The following is a 17,144-nucleotide window of genomic DNA, read 5'->3' as shown; positions in this document are numbered from 1 at the left end:
CGCTTCGCTTAACGCGCAGGCCACGTAGGCCTTACGCTCCTGCCTTGTCTTGAACTGCACCCCACCGCACACGTGAAGGCGGAACGCCGAATATGGACAGCGCAGAATACGAGCGCAAGATCGCCGCCCGATTCGCCACCTTCGACCAGGACGGAAGCGGCTATATCGACCGGGAGGACTTCAGCGCGGCAGCGAAGGCGGTGCTGGCCGAATTCGCCGTGGCGGCCCGCTCCGACCGGGGCCAGGACCTCTTCGCCGGCGCGGAGGCCTTCTGGCAGGGCATGGCCGGTATCGCGGACGTGGACGGCGACCAGCGCGTGTCCCGCGACGAGTTCATCACGGGCGCGGCCAAGCGGCTGCGCGACAACCCGCAGCGGTTCGCGGAGATCGCGCGGCCGTTCCTGCGGGCCGTGATCGCGGTGGCGGACACGGACGGCGGCGGCACGACCCCGGAGGCCACGGCGCGCGTCCTGCGCGTGCTGGGCACCCCGGAGGAACTGGCGGTCCCGGTGGCGGCCGCCCTGGACGCCGACCGCGACGGCCGCATCACGGAGGACGAGATCCTGGCGGCCTTCGCCGGCTACTGCGGCGTGGCCGCTCCGGACGCGTAGGCCTGCGGCGCCGGGCGGGCGGAGGCGTACGAGGCGTCGTACACCTCCGGCCCGCCGTCGGCATGCCCTTCACGGCGAGCCCTAAATCGTTTGTCGGGGGCCGGCCCGTTCGGATAGGAAGCTCGCATGCTGAAGGGCAACAAGGTCGGGCTCAGGGCCCGGCACGAGGACGACGTCCCGATCCTGCTGGCCGAGCTCTACGACGACGTGGTCAACTCCTCGCGGGCCGAGAGCGGGCCGTGGCGGCCGATCACGCCCGGCTCGAAGGACCCGCGGCTCGTGGTGGACGACACGGTGCAGGGGCACGTCCCCTTCTCGGTCGTGGAGTTGGAGGGCGGCACGCTGGTCGGCAGCGCGACGCTGTGGGGCATCGACAACCACAACCGGTCCGCGCACATCGGCCTGGGGCTGCTGCCGGCCGCCCGCGGGAAGGGCTACGGCACGGACGTCGTCGCGGCGCTGTGCCATTACGGGTTCGTCGTGCGCGGCCTGCAGCGGCTCCAGATCGAGACGCTGTCGGACAACGCCGCGATGCTGGGCTCCGCCGAGCGCAACGGCTTCGTCCGCGAGGGCGTGCTGCGCTCCTCGGCCTGGGTGATGGGCGAGTTCCTGGACGAGGTGCTGCTCGGACTCCTCGCCCGCGACTGGAAGCCGGCCCCGGACACCGTCTAGGGCCGCGTCAGGCACGGGTCGCGAGGGCCGGCATGCCGCGCAGGGCGCGGCGGGCGATGTCGGCCAGCGAGGCGACCTCGGTGGGCGAGAGCGGGGCCGTACCGGCCGCGGTACGGGCCGCCGCCGGGCGGGGTGTCGCGGTGAGGGCCGCCGCCGGGCGGGGTGCCGTACGCGGTGCCGTACGGGCCGCCGAGCAGCTGCCGCACGGCGTGTCGGGGCTGGGCAGCGGATCGCGGCAGACGTCGCATTCGGCGGGCGCCGCCGCGGGGGCGGCGGGGTCCCTGCGCAGGCGGGGCGGCGGGAGTTTGCGGACCAGGCGGTCCGCGAGCAGGGCGCGCGCGGAGTAGACGAAGTGCGGTAGCCCGTCGGTGAGCAGCGAGCGGGCTTCCAGTTCGGACACCCCGTGGGCGAGCCACTGTTCGGCGAGCGGGGCGAGCGCGAGGGTCTCCGTGACGCCGAGGGCGAGCCGCGGCTCGAACGCGGCGATCCGCGCGAGCAGCGCGGCCCCTCGGCCGGAGGCCGTCGCCGGCCGGTCGGGCCCGGGGAGGGAGGGTTCTACTCCCGTAGTACTTCTCGTCGAGGGGGACGCTCCCGTCACGCCGTCGTCCCCGTCACCGGTTCCCGGGTCCTGCACGGGGTGCGATGCCGAGTCCGTCGCGGGGTCCGCTGCGGGGGCCGGTGCCGGTTCGCTCTCAGGGGTGAGCTTCGGACCGTCCTCGGCGGCGGCGGCGGCGGTGGCGGTGGCGGCGGCGCGCGGCGGCGCCTCGTCCGGCTGCTGCCAGGACTCCGTACCGGGGGCGTCGGAGACGAAGGTCTCCGTGTGGACGTGTCCGGTGCGCGCGTCGCGCACGGTCCGGCGTACGTAGTACCCGTACCGGACCAGCTCGTCGACGGCTTTGGCCACTCCGCGCCGGCCGACTCCGGGGTGCTTGTCGGCGAGCGTGCGGACGTCCTCGCGGGAGCCGTCGGGGAGGGAGAGGAGGTATCCGAGGATGCCCCGGGCCGTGAAGCTGAGGCGCCGGTCCCGGAGGACTTCGTTGCCGAGGACGGTGAAAGCGCGCTTGCGCGGGCTAATGTGGATGCGCACTGAAGAGCTTCCTTCGGTGTCGGACCCCGGGGTGTTGGCGCACCGCCGGGGTCACCTGACTGTGTGGAGTTCGTGTCGAGCCGGGACGGTAGCGCACCCTTTTCGGCATATACCAGCCGTGGCCATCGATATGAACCATGCGTAGTCGAGGTGGAGTTGACCCGCGGTGGTGTGGCTCGGGCCGGCGCTCCGGCTCAGCTGCCGAGGCTTTCGCGGGCGCGGCTGATGAGCCGCTGGGCCTGGGCCCCGAAGACCGCCGACCCGTGCAGCGTGGACCACACCCGTCGGTAGGTGGCGACGGTGTCCGCGTCGTCCAGCCACATTTCCGCGTGCCAGGTCTCCACGATCACCCGGCGGTCGTCGTAGATCCAGAAGCCACCGGCGGGCGGAAGCGCCAGAGGGGCGCCGAGGGGGACGATCCCGAGTTCGACGGTATCGAGGCCGATCACTCCCAGTAGACGGTCCAGCTGTCCGGCGAGAGTGGCGGGGGAGCAGATCCGGGCGTGGAGGGCGCCTTCCCATAGGAGGACGTGGTAGGTCCGGCCGGAGTCGTACAGCCCTTCCTGCCGCCTCATACGGGCGCGGACCGCCTCTTCGACATCCCTTGCGCCGCCGTGCAGTTCGGCGAACCGAGTAAGGATCGAGCGTGCGTAGTCGGGGGTCTGGAGCACGCCGACGATCCACGCGGGCTCCCAGGCGCGGAGCACGCGCGACTCGGCCTGTGCCGCGTTGTGGGCCTCCTGTACGGCTCGATGGCCCGAGGCGAGCTGGCGGCGCCACGAGCGGATGTGGGACTCCAAGCCGCGCAACCGGCCGAGCAGCTCGTCCGCCGACTCCGGTTGCCCGACTCCCGAGGCCCACGCCACGAGATCGCCGGGCGTCGCGGTCTGCCGGCCGTTCTCCAGCTTGCTGACCTTCGACTGGGTCCACCCCAGGCGCGCGGCCAGCTGTGTCCCGGTGAGCGGGCCCGCGGGGCAGTCGTGCCGAAGTTGGCGGAGCCTCACGCCGAGGGCCGCGCGTGCCTGCTGGAAGTCTGTGCTCACCGGAACACGCTCACGCTCGCTCGCAGTCGGGTCACTCCGCCAGGTGCGACTCGAAGATCTCGTAGGGCACTGCGAAATGCCAGGCCGCGTCGCGCACCTGTGCGTAACGGTTGACCTCGGACGGTTCCGTGATCAGCTCGACGTCGACGAGACGGTCCTCGGTGTCGAAGTTCAGTACGGCCACCAGACGTGAATCGAAGATCCAGAAGTCCTCGGCGGGAACCTGGAGGCGGCTGGCTTCCGCGCGGTACAGGTTGCGGATGTCCTCACCGAGGGCGGCGTTCTTCCGCGCATGGGACAGCAGGTACCTCTGCCCCGTGGTGGGAGGAGCATCGACCAGGCGTACGCGGCTCACGGTCGCGCCGGCATCGGTCTTGGCCCGCATGGTCACGGCCCAGCCCGTTCCCATGTCCCAGGACGGCGCCTCTCCCCGCAGGAACTGGGCGTAGGTGTCCGTCGCTTCGTCGGACGCGTAGCGGCCGCGGGTCTCCAGCCGCCAGGCCGTGTGCTCGAAGACCTCGAAGAGGCGGCCGAAGGCTTCCAGATCGATGATGCGCGGCCGCCGAGTGACCTCCTTCGGGCCGAAGTCGACCAGCAGTTCGCGCGGAACGACGACCGCGACCTCCCCGGGGGAGAGGTGGCGGAGCTGCGTGACCTCTCCGGGATCGGTGAGCGGCTGTCCGTGGACCACGATGTCTCCCGTGTCCAGGTCCTCGTGTACGGCGGGACAGCCGCCCTCGCCGCTGCCGGTGCCGTTGAAGCGCAGTCGACGTGTCATCGTGAACCACCTCGTGTGCAGGGGAAGCCGTCCCTGCACAGGCTGCCCGGACCCCCACGGGAATGTCGAGGAGTCGCCGGACGTCATGCGCGAATAAGGGAGAATATTCGCCTCAGCACCCAACCTTCGCTCCCTACCGTGGTGTTCACGTTCCGAGCGTTCGTGAGGGGATGGCGATGCATGATGCGCAGGGCTGATGTCGAGGCCGAAGCTGAAGCCGGGGCCGTGGGGTCGGCGGCCGCCGGGGATCCGTTGGAGTACCTGACGTACGCGCCCTCGGGGGCCGTGTGCACCACGTGCCGGCGGCCGGTCGAGGCACTCGATCCCGTGCGTCGGTGTGATGCCCGACAGGACGGTTCGGGTGTACCCGCGTACTACCGCCACGCCGATGAGTGTCCCGGCGTCGCCATGGACGGCAAGCACGCCGGGCCTCCGCAGGACAAGCCGTGGACGCCGCCGTCCCCGCCCTCCAGTCCGGACGGGAGCCGGCCCGCTCAGCCGTCCGCCCCGCCGGCTTCCCCGCCGCCGGGGAAGAAGTGAACCGGGCGATCTGCCGTGCGGCCCTCGTGACCGCGGGGCTGCTGCGTGAGCCGTGGCTGGGGCGCGCCTTCGACGCGGTGGACCGGGAGGCCTTCGTCCCGTCGGCGGTGTGGCTCGACGTCCCGGACGCGGAAGGGCGCTGGACTTTCGTCGACCGCGCGGTGGAGCCGGACGTCTGGCGCCGCGCGGTATGGGACCCGCACCGCGCCGTGATCACGCAGCTCAACGACGGCGACGGCCACGGTGACGGCGACAGCGACGGCTACGGCGACAAAGGGCCGGCCACCGGCCAGTTTTCTTCGTCCGTGTCCGCCCCCGACGTCGTCCTGCGCAAGCTCGGGCACCTGGACCTGGAGCCGAGCGCCCGTGTGCTGGAGATCGGCTACGGCTCCGGCTACCACACGGCCCTGCTGTGTGAGCGCGTCGGAGCGCGCCGGGTGGTGACCGTCGAGGTCGACGCGGAGGTGGCCCGCTCCGGGGCCTCCAGCCTCGCGGCCGCGGGATACGCGCCGGAACTGATCGTCGGGGACGGTCTGCGGGGCGCCCCCGGTGGGGATCCGTTCGACCGCGTCATCAGCACGGCGGCTCTGCGGCGCGTGCCGTACGCCTGGATCGAGCAGTCCCGGCGGAACGGAGTGATCCTGACGCCGTTCGGGACGGCGTACAGCAATGCCGGGCTGCTGCGGCTGCGGGTGGACGGGGCGGCCGCGAAGGCGGAGGGCCGGTTCGTCGGTGAGGCCTCGTACATGTGGATCCGCACGGAGGGGCCGGCCGTGCGCCTCGAGGTCGCGGGCGGGCCGGCCGGCCGGAGGTCGCCGGTCGATCCGGCGCAGGTGCTGGGGCTCGGCCATCTCCAGGACTTCGCGATCGGCCTCCAGGTCCCGGACGTCTCCTTCTCCCACCGGGGGGACGGCGGCTCCCGGCAGGTCCAGTTCGTCGACGAGGCCGGCACGTCGGCCACGCTCGTCCGCTACGCCGACTGGTGGGAGGAGGGCGCGGTGCGCTCCTGGGGGCCGCGCGACCTCTGGGCGGAGGTGACGGCGGCCTACACGTGGTACGAGGTGCAGGGACGCCCGCACCTCACCCGCTTCGGCGTCACGGTCGACCGGGACGGCCAGTACGCGTGGCTGGACGAGCCCCGCCACCGGCTGGGGCCCCCGCCCGGCACCCCTCAGGCGTAGCGCTCGCGGAGCTTGTACTTGAGGACCTTGCGCAGGGCGTCGTTGCGCGGGAGGGATTCCACCAGTTCCAGCTGTTCCGGGAGCTTGTGGGGGGAGAGGCCCTCGGCGCGCAGGTGGGCCGTCAGGTCGGCCAGCGTCAGCGGGGCGGCTCCCGCGGGCTGTTCGACCACGGCGCAGACGCGTTCGCCGCGTACCGGGTCGGGGAGGCCGATGACCGCCACGTCGGCGATCGCGGGGAGCCGGTGCAGCAGGTCCTCGATCTCCTTGGCCGAGATGTTCTCGCCCTTGCGGATGATGACGTCCTTGCTGCGGCCCGTCAGGACCAGGTAGCCGTCCGCGGTGAGGTGGCCGAGGTCGCCCGTGACCAGGTAGCCGTCGGGGTCGAAGACCCCCGTGTCCTCCTCCCGGTTGAGGTAGCCCTGGCAGACGGCCTCGCCGCGCAGGCGGACCTCCCCGTCGGTGCCGGCGGGCAGGACGGTCCCCTCGGGCGTGGTGATGCGGATGGACATGCCCGCCGGGGGGCGGCCCTCGGTGGTGGCCAGGTTCTCGGCCGTGTCGTCCGGGGCGCCCATGGTGATCATCGGGACCTCGGTCATGCCGTAGCCGTGGGTGAGCTGGCAGCCCAGTTCGCGGACGACGGCGTGGTAGATCTCCGGGGGCTTGGGGGCGCCGCCGCCGGCCAGGAGGCGCAGGGTCGGGATGAGCCGGGTGGCCGGGTCCTTGCGCTGCTCGGTGAGGAACATCGAGTAGAAGGCCGTGGAGCCGCCGGCGACCGTGACTCCGTGGCGGCGGTAGCCGTCGAGGGCGCCGGGCATGGCGAACTTCTCGAAGAGGACCGCCGGGAACCCGTAGAGCAGCAGCATGACCGTGTAGTCGGGACCGGCGATGTGGGCGAAGGGGAAGGCCATCGAGCCGACGTCGGCGGGCGTGAGGTGCAGGGCGTGGGCCAGGCAGGAGCCGCCCGCGATGAGGGAGCGGTCCGTGTGCAGGACGCCTTTGGGGTCCGAGGTGGTGCCCGAGGTCCAGTAGATCCAGCGGACCGAGACGCCGTCCCCGGGGGGCGGGGGCAGCACCGCGGGGTCTCCGTCGGGGAGGGAGGCGTAGGCCTCGAAGACGCCCCGCGCGCCGAGGCGTTCGGCCATCGCGGTGTGGTCGAAGCCGCGCCAGACGCCGGGGACGGCGAAGAACTCCGCCTTGGACTCGCGCAGCGCGAAGCCGACCTCGCGGTCCCGGTAGAAGGGGATGACGGGGGTCTGGACGGCGCCGATGCGGGCGAGGGCGACCGAGAGCAGAACGGTCTCGATGCGGGTGGGGAGCTGCCAGGCGACGACCGTCCCGGGGCGCACGCCCATGGCGTACAGGCCGGCCGCGACCCGCTCCGAGCGGTCGCGCAGTTCCCCGAAGGTGAGCCGGCGGTCGTCGGCCGGGTCCTCGGCGGCCTCGATGAGGACGGGGGCGTCGGGGGTCAGGGCGGCCCGGCGGGCGATGAGCTCCCACAGGGTCCGGGACCGGCCGAGCTCGACTGCGGTGTTGTCCGTCATCCCGGACCGACCTCCCCTGGCCGAAGATACCTGACGGATAGTCAGATCAAGGGCAGAGCGTAGAGCGCGGACGCTTGTCGGTCCAGGGGTGGCGGAGCTAGCTTGGTTCCAGATTTCTGACGCACCATCAGATTCGTATCGGACGCACCGGCGTCAGCGCGACCAACGGAACCATTCGGCATGCGGCGAGGGGACACCATGGAACTGCCTCGGATCATCAGCGTCGACGACCACGTCATCGAGCCCGCCCACCTCTTCGACGTCTGGCTCCCGGCCAGGTACCGCGACCGAGGGCCCAAGGCGCTCACCGCCGGCATCGGCGAACTCGAATACACCGGCGGCAAGTACGTGATCACGATGGACCCGGACGGTCCGCCCACCGACTGGTGGATCTACGAGGACCTGAAGTTCCCGTACAAGCGCAACATCGCCGCCGTCGGCTTCGACCGGGACGAGATGACCCTGGAGGGCATCACCCGCGAGGAGATGCGCCGCGGCTGCTGGGACCCCAAGGCGCGGCTCCTCGACATGGACCTGAACCACGTCGAGGCCTCCCTGTGCTTCCCGACCTTCCCGCGCTTCTGCGGGCAGACCTTCGCCGAGGCGCACGACAAGGAGGTCGCCCTGGCCTGCGTGCGCGCCTACAACGACTGGATGGTCGAGGAGTGGTGCGGCGACAGCGGCGGCCGGCTCATCCCGCTGTGCATCATCCCGCTGTGGGACATCGGCCTGGCCGTCGCGGAGATCCGGCGCAACGCCGCGCGCGGGGTGCGGGCCGTGACCTTCTCCGAGATCCCGACCCACCTGGGACTGCCGTCCATCCACTCCGGGTACTGGGATCCCTTCTTCGCCGTCTGCCAGGAGACCGGCACCGTCGTCAACATGCACATCGGGTCCAGCTCCCAGATGCCCGCCGCGTCCCCCGACGCGCCGCCCGCCGTGCAGGCCTCGCTGAGCTTCAACAACGCCATGGCCTCGATGATGGACTTCCTCTTCAGTGGGGTCCTGGTCAGGTTCCCGACGCTGAAACTGGCCTACAGCGAGGGCCAGATGGGCTGGATCCCGTACGCCCTCGAGCGCGCCGACGACGTGTGGCAGGAGCACCGCGCCTGGGGCGGGGTCAAGGACCTGATCCCCGAGCCGCCGTCCACGTACTACTACCGGCAGATGTTCTGCTGCTTCTTCCGGGACAAGCACGGCATCGCCTCGCTGGACGTCGTCGGCCGCGACAACGCCACCTTCGAGACCGACTACCCGCACGTGGACTCGACCTTCCCGCACACCAAGGAGGTCGCCCTCGACCACGTCAAGGGACTCGACGACGAGACCGTCTACAAGCTGATGCGCGGCAACGCCATCCGCATGCTCGGTCTCGACCTCGACAAGGACCGGCGGACGGGGCGGTAGGCGCGGTGGACCTCACCTACACCGAGGAGGAGCAGGAGTTCCGGGCCCGGCTGCGCGCCTGGCTCGCCAAAGTGCTCCCCGAGCTCCCGGCGAAGCCCTTGCCCGACGACTGGCCGGCCCGCCGCGCCCACGACGCGGGCTGGCAGCGCAGGCTGTACGACGCCGGGTACGCGGGACTGCACTGGCCGGTCGACGCGGGCGGTCGCGGGGCCACCCCGACGCAGCACCTGATCTTCCTGGAGGAGACCGAGCGCGCGGGCGCCCCGTACGTGGGCGCGAACTTCGTCGGGCTGCTGCACGCCGGCCCGACCATCGCCGCCGAGGGCACCGCCGCACAGCGGGCGCGCTGGCTGCCGCCCGTCCTGCGCGGCGACGAGGTGTGGTGCCAGGGCTTCAGCGAGCCGGACGCCGGCTCCGACCTGGCCTCGCTGCGCACCCGCGCCGTCCGCGACGGCGACGAGTACGTGATCACCGGGTCGAAGATCTGGACCTCGCACGCGGAGGTGGCCGACTGGTGCGAGCTCCTGGTGCGCACGGAACCCATCAGCGCGACCGTGCCCAAGCACCGCGGGATCAGCTGGCTGGCCATGCCCATGGACGCGCCGGGGGTGACGGTCCGGCCGCTGCGGACCCTGGCCGGGTCCACGGAGTTCGCGGAGATGTTCCTCGACGAGGTGCGGGTCCCGGTCGCCAACCGGGTCGGGGAGGAGAACGACGGCTGGCGGGTCACGATGGTGACCCTGTCCTTCGAGCGCGGCACCGCCTTCGTGGGCGAGGTCGTCGCCTGCCGGCGGACCCTGGGCGAGCTCGCGCGCACCGCGAAGGCGAACGGCCGCTGGGACGACCCGGTCCTGCGCCGCCGCCTCGGCCGGCTCTACGGGGAGTTCGGCGCGCTGTGGCGGCTCACCCAGTGGAACGTCAGCGAGTCCGAGGGCTCGGGCGGCGTCCCGGGCATCGGCGGCAGCGTCTTCAAGCTGGCGTACTCGCACGCGCGCCAGGAGCTGTACGACACGGCCGCCGAGGTGCTGGGGGCCGGAGCGCTCTCGCTGGACGAGGAATGGACCCTGGACCGGCTCTCCTCCCTCTCGTACACGATCGCGGCCGGCACCTCCCAGATCCAGCAGAACATCGTCGCCGAGCGGATCCTCGGCCTTCCGAAGGGCAGGTGAGCGTTCCGTGGACTTCCAGCCGACGCAGGACCAGCGGGACCTGCGGGCCGGCGTACGGGACCTCCTGGCCGGCCGCTACGGGCGGGAGGCGCTGCGCGCCGCGGCCGACGGCGGGGCGTGCGTGGACCGGGCGCTGTGGCGGGAGCTGGGCGACGCCGGGTTCTTCGCGCTGCGGCTCCCCGAGGAGCGGGGCGGGGTCGGGCTCGGCATGCCGGAGGCGGTCCTCGTCTTCGAGGAGGCCGGGCGGGCGCTGCTGCCGGGTCCGCTGGTCGCCACCCACCTGGCCGCCGGGTCGGTGCCGGGCGCCGACCGGGGCACGGCGGTGGTGACGGCGTTCGACCTGGACGGCCCCTGGGTGACCCACCTCGGGGAGTCGGACGCGGTGCTCGGCGCCACGGGCGTGCCCGCCGGGGAGGCGGTGCGGCCGGCGGATCCGCTCACGCCGCTGTCACGGGTCTCCGTACGGGACCCCGCGGCGGCCGGCGCGTCCGAGGCGGCCGACGCGCACCGCGACGAGGGCGCGCTGCTGACGGCGGCGCTCCAGCTCGGCAGCGCGCTGCGCACGGTCGAGATGGCCGTGGGCTACGCCAAGGAGCGCGAGCAGTTCGGGCAGCGGATCGGGGCGTTCCAGGCGGTCAAGCACCTGTGCGCGCAGATGCTCGTGCGGGCCGAGGTGGCCCGTACGGCGGTGTACGCGGCCGCGGTCACGGGCGATCCTGGAGAGGTGGCCGGGGCGAAGCTGCTGGCCGACGAGGCGGCGGTGCGCAATGCCCGGGACTGCCTCCAGGTGCACGGCGGGATGGGCTTCACCTGGGAGGCGGACGTGCACCTGCACCTCAAGCGGGCGTGGGTGCGGGCGGAGCAGTGGCGCACCGCGGCCCGGGCGGAGGAGGCGCTGGCGGCGGAACTGCTCGGGGCCGGGCTGCCGGAGGGCGGCGCGGAGTAGCTCGCTGTGACGGGCGGGCACGGGAGGGACGGCGCGGGACGCATGTCCGATTACAGAGAGTTGATATCGGTTTGTGTCCTTCGCCCGACTCATTGCGGCCCGGTCGCGGGGGGCGGCTCCGGTACGCTCCCGGGAATGCGAGCGGTTGAGCGGCGCGAGCGCCGCACAGTATGCACCATGCCTACTCCTTCGCGCTGGAATATGCCCGAAGCGCTTGTCGTGGTGACGGAACGTCAACCATGCTGCTCCGCAAGGGGGTCACGGTCGGTGACCCCGTCCTGTCGCGAGGCGAAGTGTCCGCCGGTTCGGATGGTGTGAGCGGTGCAGGTGCTTCAGGTGCAGCTGGAGGTAGGACCGGATCCCGCCGAGGTCGGCCGGGCCCGCCGGTGGGCCCGTTCGCGGCTGGCGGGCTCGGGCATAAACGAGGACGAGCCCCTCGCCGAGACGCTGATCCTGCTGATCTCCGAGCTGGTCACCAATGCCGTCGTGCACACCGGCTGTCCGGCCGTGCTGCGCATGCTGTTCGGGGAACCGGGGGTCCGCGTCGAGGTCGCCGACGCGAGCGACCGGGCGCCGGCCCGGCGGCAGGCCGGCGGGGACGACACCGGCGGGCGCGGCCTGGAGCTGGTGGACGGGCTGGCGGACCGCTGGGGCTGGCAGCCCGAGGGCGCGGGCAAGCGGATCTGGTGCGAGGTCGACCGGGCGGAGAAGGCGGCGGCGGACCTGGCTTCCGACGGGCCGGGCCTCCAGGACCCGACGCACCGCCCGACGCACGCCCCGATGCCGGACCCGACGCACCCCCCGACACACGCCCCGACACACGCCCCGACGCACGCCCCGACGCACGCCCCGGCGCACGGAGCGAACCGTGATCCGATCGTCGGCTCGGTCCGGGAACCGCGCTTGTACCTCTAACGAGGTGTTGACGGTTCGTCACATGTTGATCACTCTTGTGTTGAACGATTCGTCGCGAGGGGACGCCAAGGGTTCAGTCCTGCCTTGACGAGTGCGGGTCGTGGGGTGGCGGCCGCCGTGCCGCGCTCGGGGCGTGCATGCGCGCCGCCGCCACCCACAGTCCCCTGCCGTGCCCCCGTCAGATGCGTACGGGCAGGCTGAGCAGCCCCCGGTGGCGGGGATTGGACTGCCAGCGGGCCTCGTGCTCCTCGTGCGGCCGGAGCCGGGGGAAGCGCTCCAGCAGCCGGGTCAGGGCGATCTCGGCCTGGAGGCGGGCCAGGGGAGCGCCGAGGCAGTGGTGGATGCCGTGGCCGAAGGCGAGGTGCCGGGCCGCGTCGGGCCGCCGGATGTCGAAGGTGTCGGGGTCGGCGAAGACGGCCGGGTCCCGGTCGGCGCCGAGCAGGCAGATCTGTACGAAGTCGCCCTCGCGGATCGTCGCCCCGTTCACCTCGATGGTCTCGGTGGCGTAGCGGAACGACGCCAGACCGGACGGGGACTCGTACCGCAGGGCCTCCTCGATCGCGCCGTGCACCAGCGTGCGGTCGGCGCGCAGGGCGGCGAGCTGCTCGGGGTGGGTGAGCAGCGCGTGGATCCCGTTGGCGAGCAGGTTGACCGTGGTCTGGTGGCCGGCGACGAAGAGGAGGAAGGCCATCGACGTGATCTCGTCCTCGGTCAGCGCGTCGCCGTCCTCCTCCCGCGCCGCGAACAGGGCGGACAGGAGCCCGTCCTCGTCCGGATGCTCCCGCTTGAGGGCGATGAGGGCGCGGAGGTAGGCCAGCATGCTCTCCGCCGTGAAGACGGAGACCTCGCCGTCGCCCTGGCCGCCACCGAGGCTGTTGCCCCGGATCTGCAGGATCTCGTGGTCCGTGTCGGAGGCGCCGAACAGGTCGAACACGACCGCGACGGGCAGCGGCAGCGCGAACTGCGAGATCAGCTCCGCCTCGCCGGCCGCCCCGCCGCCTTCGCCCCCGCCGTGCGGCGCCTTCGCCTCCAGGGCGTCGAGGAGCCCGTCCACGTGCTTCTCGATCATGGGCCGCAGGCGCGCGGTGCGGCGCGCGGTGAACGCCTTCTGCACCAGGTTCCGCAGCCGGGTGTGGTCGGGCGGGTCGGAGTTGAGCATGTGCGAGAACATCGCCGCGCCCGGCCCCTGCGTGAGCCCGACCTGCTGCCCGAACCGCTGCACCGCCTGGTTCTTCGACAGCCGCGGGTCGACCAGCAGCGCCTTGGCCTCCGCGTGCCCGGTGACGACCCAGCCCTCGACGGCGCCGGGCCCGGGGTAGCGGACGTAGCGGATGCCGCCGGTCTCGCGCCAGCCGCGGTAGAGCTCGTGGGCGTGGTCCTGCCAGGATTCCTCGAGGACGGTGACGTCCCGGCGGTCGGCCGGGCGGTGGGCCGTACGGTCAGCCATGGTGCACCTGCTCCTTGTCGCGTGCGCCGCCGGCCCGGCCCGTGCGGCCCGCGCGGCCCACGTGGACGGTCTTCACGCCGAGGAGACCGACGAGCGGCACCTCCGCGGTGCGCTGCCCGGGGGCCACGACCAGTCCCGTGCCGCGGAGGTGGTCGAGCAGCTTCTCCGCGAGCGGCATGACCATGTGCCGGCCCCAGCAGCGCTCGCTGACGTGGCCGAAGGGCATGTAGCCGGGGGTGTCGTCCGGGTCCAGCGTGTCCCAGCGCTCGGGCCGGAACGCGTGCGGGTCCTCCCACAGCGCCGGGTCGCGGTGGCTGAGCAGCGGCAGCATCAGCAGGTCGTCGCCGGGCCCGATGCGGGAATCGATGAGCGGGTACTCGGGGCCGCGGTTGCGCAGCAGGTTCCAGGACGGGGGCAGCAGCCGCATGGCCTCGTAGAGGATGTTGCGGTTCGAGACCCCGTCGTCGAAGGGGGAGCCGAGCCACAGCGCGTTCGCGACGAGGGTGGAGATGGTGAAGCACACGGGCGCCGCCGCGCGCCGGTACATGCCCATGGCGTACCGGCGGTCGTGATAGCCGCCGGCCTCGGCGAAGAGGTTCGCGATGTGCGTCAGGTGCGGGCCCGGCTTCGGCCGCCCCGGCAGGAGCGCGCCGGCGACGATCGTGGTCCAGGTCAGCTTGGGATCGATCTCCAGCTTCCGGGACATCAGGATCCGCAGCCGGTACGGGTCTTCGCGCAGGAGCAGGTCCCGCAGGAACAGGTGACCGGTGAGGGGCCACGGCCCGGAGAGGTCCTTGTCCTCGGGTATCGGCTGGTCCAGGGCCCTGCGGACGTCCTTGCCGATGGTGCGCATCACGGACGCGGCCTCGGGCTTGTCGATCGACCGGCCGTGCAGCGGCTTGAAGGTCGGCCGTTCGGTCTCGGTGGCCTTGCGGGCGGCGAGGATCCGGTGGGAGAGCTCGGCGCCCGCGATGCCGATGGTGTCGGGCTCCAGGCGGACGAGGTCCTTGCCGAGGTGGTCGTCCAGGAGCGCCTGCAGGCGCGGGGCGAAGACGGTGGCGCGGCGCGTGCCGGGGTGGGAACCCGGACGGGGCTCGGGCGAGGCGGTGGGCGTGGTCATCAGGGGCTCCGGGGGAATGCGAAGGGCCCGTACGCGGCAGGGCCGGAGGGTCGATCGGCTCTGCCGGGTACGGGCCCGGTGCGTGGATCTACCGGCCTAGTACCAGAAGTACCAAGCGCTCTGCTTCAGGCTCGGCTCGCTCTTCTTGACGAAGCCGAGCTCGCGGCAGATCGGGACGCTGCGCAGGGTCGCAAGAATCATCTTCGACATGGCTGTTCCCCTCCATTCCTGTGCGCTGTTGCGCATCAACTGGCCGTCCAAACACCGGAGTTCACCGTCATTTGTGATGGCGGCCACCCCGATGTGTGGTTGATGCAAGGAGTGAATAGGCAGGTGACAGGGGTTGTCAACGATTCTGGTTCGGGCGGCCTGTCCGGATCGGAGGCAACCAACCGACCGCCCTGAACCTCCACTTGGAGCCCGCCCGTTAGAGCCGGACGCACCCCGCCGCGGCCTCCGTCCGGCCCCTGCGGCCCAGGCCCCGCGCGGTGAGGATCTCCCCGGCCCGGTCCGCCGTGACGCGGCCGCGGGGCCCGGTCCGTCGCCGTGGGCGCCGTGTCAAGAGGGCGAGATCCGGCCAATAACTGGTCAGAGGACGGCCACCGGGGCCACGGGGGTGCCCACCGCGCCCACGAAGGGTTCCGGCATGGCGGAGAGGAGGAAGGAGTAGCGGGATTCTTCTGCACAGGCTGTGGACAACTTTTCGAGGTTCCAGTTCTGGCCCTGGTGCATGCCCATCTCGACCAGGTCCAGCGCGTGCACCGGAAGCCACAGGTCCTCGATCTCCGGCGGGAAGACCTCGAAGGTGAGGGTGTCGTTCGCGACGGCCGCCACGTCCCGGGCGTGGAACCACTCGGGCGTGCGGACGGACAGACCGGGTGAAGGGTAACCGTATCCGTGCTTGTCGCCCGCCAGGTACACCTGGACCTGGCCCGTGCGGACCAGCACGATGTCGCCCGCGCGGACGGTGACGCCGCCGAACTCCTCCGCCTCCGCGAGGTCCTCCGGAGTCACCGCGTGGCCGCCGGGGAGCCGGTCCAGGCCCTTCGCGCGGGCCACGTCCAGCAGGACGCCGCGCGAGACGATGGGTCCCGCCTTCTCGATGCCGCTGAACTCGGCGCGCCCGTGCGCGGTGATCGTGCCGGCCGGGCGGCCGTTGTAGATCTTCCCCGAGTGCGAGACGTGGGTGAGCGCGTCCCAGTGCGTCCCGGCCTGGAGTCCGAAGGTCACGGCGTCGTCGCTGCACGCCACCGTGCCCGGGCCGAAGAGCTCCTGGTTGATCTGCACCATCGTGTGCAGCGGGTTGATCCGGCCGGGGATCATGCCGGACTGGACCCCGTCCTCCTTGAGGGGGAGGGCCAGCGGGATGCGGCGGCCGGTGCGGATCTCGGCCGCGGCGGCCCGTACGACCTCGTCGGTGACGAGGTTCAGGGTGCCGATCTCGTCGTCGGCGCCCCAGCGGCCCCAGTTGTTGACGCGCTTGGCGATGTCCTGGAACGCGGCGGGCATGCCCATGGATCCCATCAGCTCCTCGCATGAGAGAGACGTTCCCTACGTGAACTAGGGCTTGTGTTCCTGCATCTGACTGCCCATAGAATCTAACGGTCCGTCAGAAATCGCGGAAAGGGGCCGGACGTGGGGAACTTCTTGGCAGGCAAGGTCGTCGCCGTCACGGGCGCCGGCCGGGGCATCGGACGGGCCGTGGCACTCGCCGCGGCCGCCGAGGGCGCCAAGGTCGTCGTCAACGACTACGGAGTCGGCATCGAGGGCGGGGAACCGACCAGCGAGATCGCCGAAGCCGTGGTGAAGGAGATCGTCGCGGCGGGCGGCGAAGCGGTCGCCGTCGCCGACGACATCTCGACCATGGCGGGCGGGCAGCGCATCGTCGACACCGCGCTCGCCCAGTACGGGCGCATCGACGGCGTCGTGTGCGTGGCGGGCATCCTGCGCGAGCGGATGCTCTTCAACATGTCCGAGGAGGAGTGGGACCCGGTGGTCGCCACCCACCTCAAGGGCACCTTCACCGTCTTCCGGGCCGCCTCCGCCGTCATGCGCCGGCAGGGCACGGGCACGCTGATCGGCTTCACCAGCGGCAACCACCAGGGCTCGGTGGCCCAGGCCAACTACAGCGCGGCCAAGGGCGGGATCATCTCCCTCGTCCGCTCCGCCGCACTCGGCCTGGCCAAGTACGGGGTCACCTCCAACGCCGTCGCGCCCGTCGCCCGGACCCGGATGTCGGCCAACGTGCCCATGGAGCTCAAGGAGATCGGCGAGCCCGAGGACGTGGCGGCGCTCGTCACCTACCTGCTCTCCGACAAGGCCGTCGCCGTCGGCGGCGAGAAGATCACCGGGCAGGTCTACACGATCGCCGGCCCGAAGATCGCCGTCTGGGCCCAGCCGCGCGAACTGCGCGCCGGCTACGCCGAGGGCTCCTGGACCCCCGAGAAGATCGCCGACTTCCTGCCCGGGACGGTCGGCACCGACCCGATGCCGATGCTCGTGCAGCTGGAGGCCATGGCCAAGGCGGCCGCCGCCAAGGACCGCCCCAACGCGTAGGCCCCGGCCGGGCGGTCCCCCGGGGGGGCCCCGGGGCCCCCCCGGGGCGGGGGTCGCGGGGCCGCGGGGAGCAGGACGGGGCCGACCCGGGCCCGGGGAGGGGAGGCGAGGGGACCGGGAGCCCAAGGGAA

Annotated in this window: 15 protein-coding genes; 8 read left to right on the top strand and 7 right to left on the bottom strand. The window is 72.2% G+C overall.

Annotated elements, in window-relative coordinates; all coding sequences use genetic code 11:
• The first annotated feature begins 92 nt into the window (after positions 1-92).
• Positions 93-611 carry an EF-hand domain-containing protein gene (locus tag ACWF9Z_RS03030; RefSeq protein ID WP_453596829.1) on the top strand — a complete coding sequence of 173 codons (519 nt, stop codon included), beginning with the start codon at positions 93-95 and terminating at the stop codon, positions 609-611.
• A 126-nt stretch (positions 612-737) separates the two neighbouring features.
• Positions 738-1,283 (top strand): GNAT family N-acetyltransferase, encoded by a 546-nt coding sequence (locus ACWF9Z_RS03025; RefSeq protein ID WP_453596827.1) that lies wholly within the window; start codon positions 738-740, stop codon positions 1,281-1,283.
• Positions 1,284-1,290: 7 nt separating this feature from the next.
• On the opposite strand, the gene ACWF9Z_RS03020 is transcribed toward ACWF9Z_RS03025, so the two are convergent.
• From ACWF9Z_RS03020 to ACWF9Z_RS03010, 3 genes are all read right to left on the bottom strand, one after another.
• Entirely contained in the window at positions 1,291-2,370 is a 1,080-nt protein-coding gene (locus ACWF9Z_RS03020; protein ID WP_453596825.1) for a helix-turn-helix domain-containing protein, read from the bottom strand.
• A 194-nt stretch (positions 2,371-2,564) separates the two neighbouring features.
• A complete protein-coding gene (locus ACWF9Z_RS03015) occupies positions 2,565-3,413 on the bottom strand; it encodes a helix-turn-helix domain-containing protein (protein ID WP_453596823.1) in 849 nt (282 codons plus the stop codon).
• A 31-nt stretch (positions 3,414-3,444) separates the two neighbouring features.
• Positions 3,445-4,191 (bottom strand): DUF6879 family protein, encoded by a 747-nt coding sequence (locus ACWF9Z_RS03010; RefSeq protein WP_453596821.1) that lies wholly within the window; start codon positions 4,189-4,191, stop codon positions 3,445-3,447.
• A 446-nt stretch (positions 4,192-4,637) separates the two neighbouring features.
• Between ACWF9Z_RS03010 and ACWF9Z_RS03005 the strand changes: the two genes are divergently transcribed.
• Positions 4,638-5,912, top strand: a complete 1,275-nt coding sequence (locus ACWF9Z_RS03005; RefSeq protein ID WP_453596819.1) for a protein-L-isoaspartate O-methyltransferase family protein — start codon at positions 4,638-4,640, stop codon at positions 5,910-5,912.
• Here ACWF9Z_RS03005 and ACWF9Z_RS03000 read toward each other — a convergent pair.
• Positions 5,903-7,453 carry a class I adenylate-forming enzyme family protein gene (locus tag ACWF9Z_RS03000; protein WP_453596817.1) on the bottom strand — a complete coding sequence of 517 codons (1,551 nt, stop codon included), beginning with the start codon at positions 7,451-7,453 and terminating at the stop codon, positions 5,903-5,905. The genes ACWF9Z_RS03005 and ACWF9Z_RS03000 overlap by 10 nt on opposite strands.
• Before the next feature lie 198 nt (positions 7,454-7,651).
• Between ACWF9Z_RS03000 and ACWF9Z_RS02995 the strand changes: the two genes are divergently transcribed.
• The 4 genes from ACWF9Z_RS02995 (at position 7,652) to ACWF9Z_RS02980 (ending at position 11,890) form a co-directional block, all read left to right on the top strand.
• Positions 7,652-8,860, top strand: coding sequence for an amidohydrolase family protein (locus ACWF9Z_RS02995; RefSeq protein ID WP_453596815.1), 1,209 nt, complete (start codon positions 7,652-7,654; stop codon positions 8,858-8,860).
• Positions 8,861-8,865: 5 nt separating this feature from the next.
• Positions 8,866-10,029 carry an acyl-CoA dehydrogenase family protein gene (locus tag ACWF9Z_RS02990; protein WP_453596813.1) on the top strand — a complete coding sequence of 388 codons (1,164 nt, stop codon included), beginning with the start codon at positions 8,866-8,868 and terminating at the stop codon, positions 10,027-10,029.
• A 7-nt stretch (positions 10,030-10,036) separates the two neighbouring features.
• On the top strand, positions 10,037-10,975 hold the full coding sequence (locus tag ACWF9Z_RS02985; protein ID WP_453596811.1) for an acyl-CoA dehydrogenase family protein: 939 nt from the start codon (positions 10,037-10,039) through the stop codon (positions 10,973-10,975).
• Positions 10,976-11,296: 321 nt separating this feature from the next.
• Complete coding sequence (locus ACWF9Z_RS02980; RefSeq protein ID WP_453596809.1) at positions 11,297-11,890, top strand: ATP-binding protein; 594 nt, start codon at positions 11,297-11,299, stop codon at positions 11,888-11,890.
• 178 nt (positions 11,891-12,068) lie between these two features.
• On the opposite strand, the gene ACWF9Z_RS02975 is transcribed toward ACWF9Z_RS02980, so the two are convergent.
• The 3 genes from ACWF9Z_RS02975 to ACWF9Z_RS02965 all read right to left on the bottom strand — a co-directional run bounded on the left by ACWF9Z_RS02975 (position 12,069) and on the right by ACWF9Z_RS02965 (position 15,972).
• Entirely contained in the window at positions 12,069-13,337 is a 1,269-nt protein-coding gene (locus ACWF9Z_RS02975) for a cytochrome P450 family protein (protein ID WP_453596807.1), read from the bottom strand.
• A complete protein-coding gene (locus ACWF9Z_RS02970; protein ID WP_453596805.1) occupies positions 13,330-14,457 on the bottom strand; it encodes a cytochrome P450 in 1,128 nt (375 codons plus the stop codon). Before ACWF9Z_RS02970 ends, ACWF9Z_RS02975 begins: the two co-directional genes overlap by 8 nt.
• A gap of 588 nt (positions 14,458-15,045) precedes the next feature.
• Positions 15,046-15,972, bottom strand: a complete 927-nt coding sequence (locus tag ACWF9Z_RS02965; protein ID WP_453597205.1) for a cyclase family protein — start codon at positions 15,970-15,972, stop codon at positions 15,046-15,048.
• Between the two features lie 120 nt (positions 15,973-16,092).
• Here ACWF9Z_RS02965 and ACWF9Z_RS02960 point away from each other — a divergent pair, with 120 nt between their 5' ends.
• On the top strand, positions 16,093-17,013 hold the full coding sequence (locus tag ACWF9Z_RS02960; RefSeq protein WP_453596803.1) for an SDR family NAD(P)-dependent oxidoreductase: 921 nt from the start codon (positions 16,093-16,095) through the stop codon (positions 17,011-17,013).
• Positions 17,014-17,144 lie beyond the last annotated feature (131 nt).

This window comes from Streptomyces sp. NPDC054961 (genome assembly GCF_053609145.1).
The sequence above is the reverse complement of the archived record's forward strand: the minus strand, read 5'-3'. Positions and strand labels throughout refer to the sequence as shown.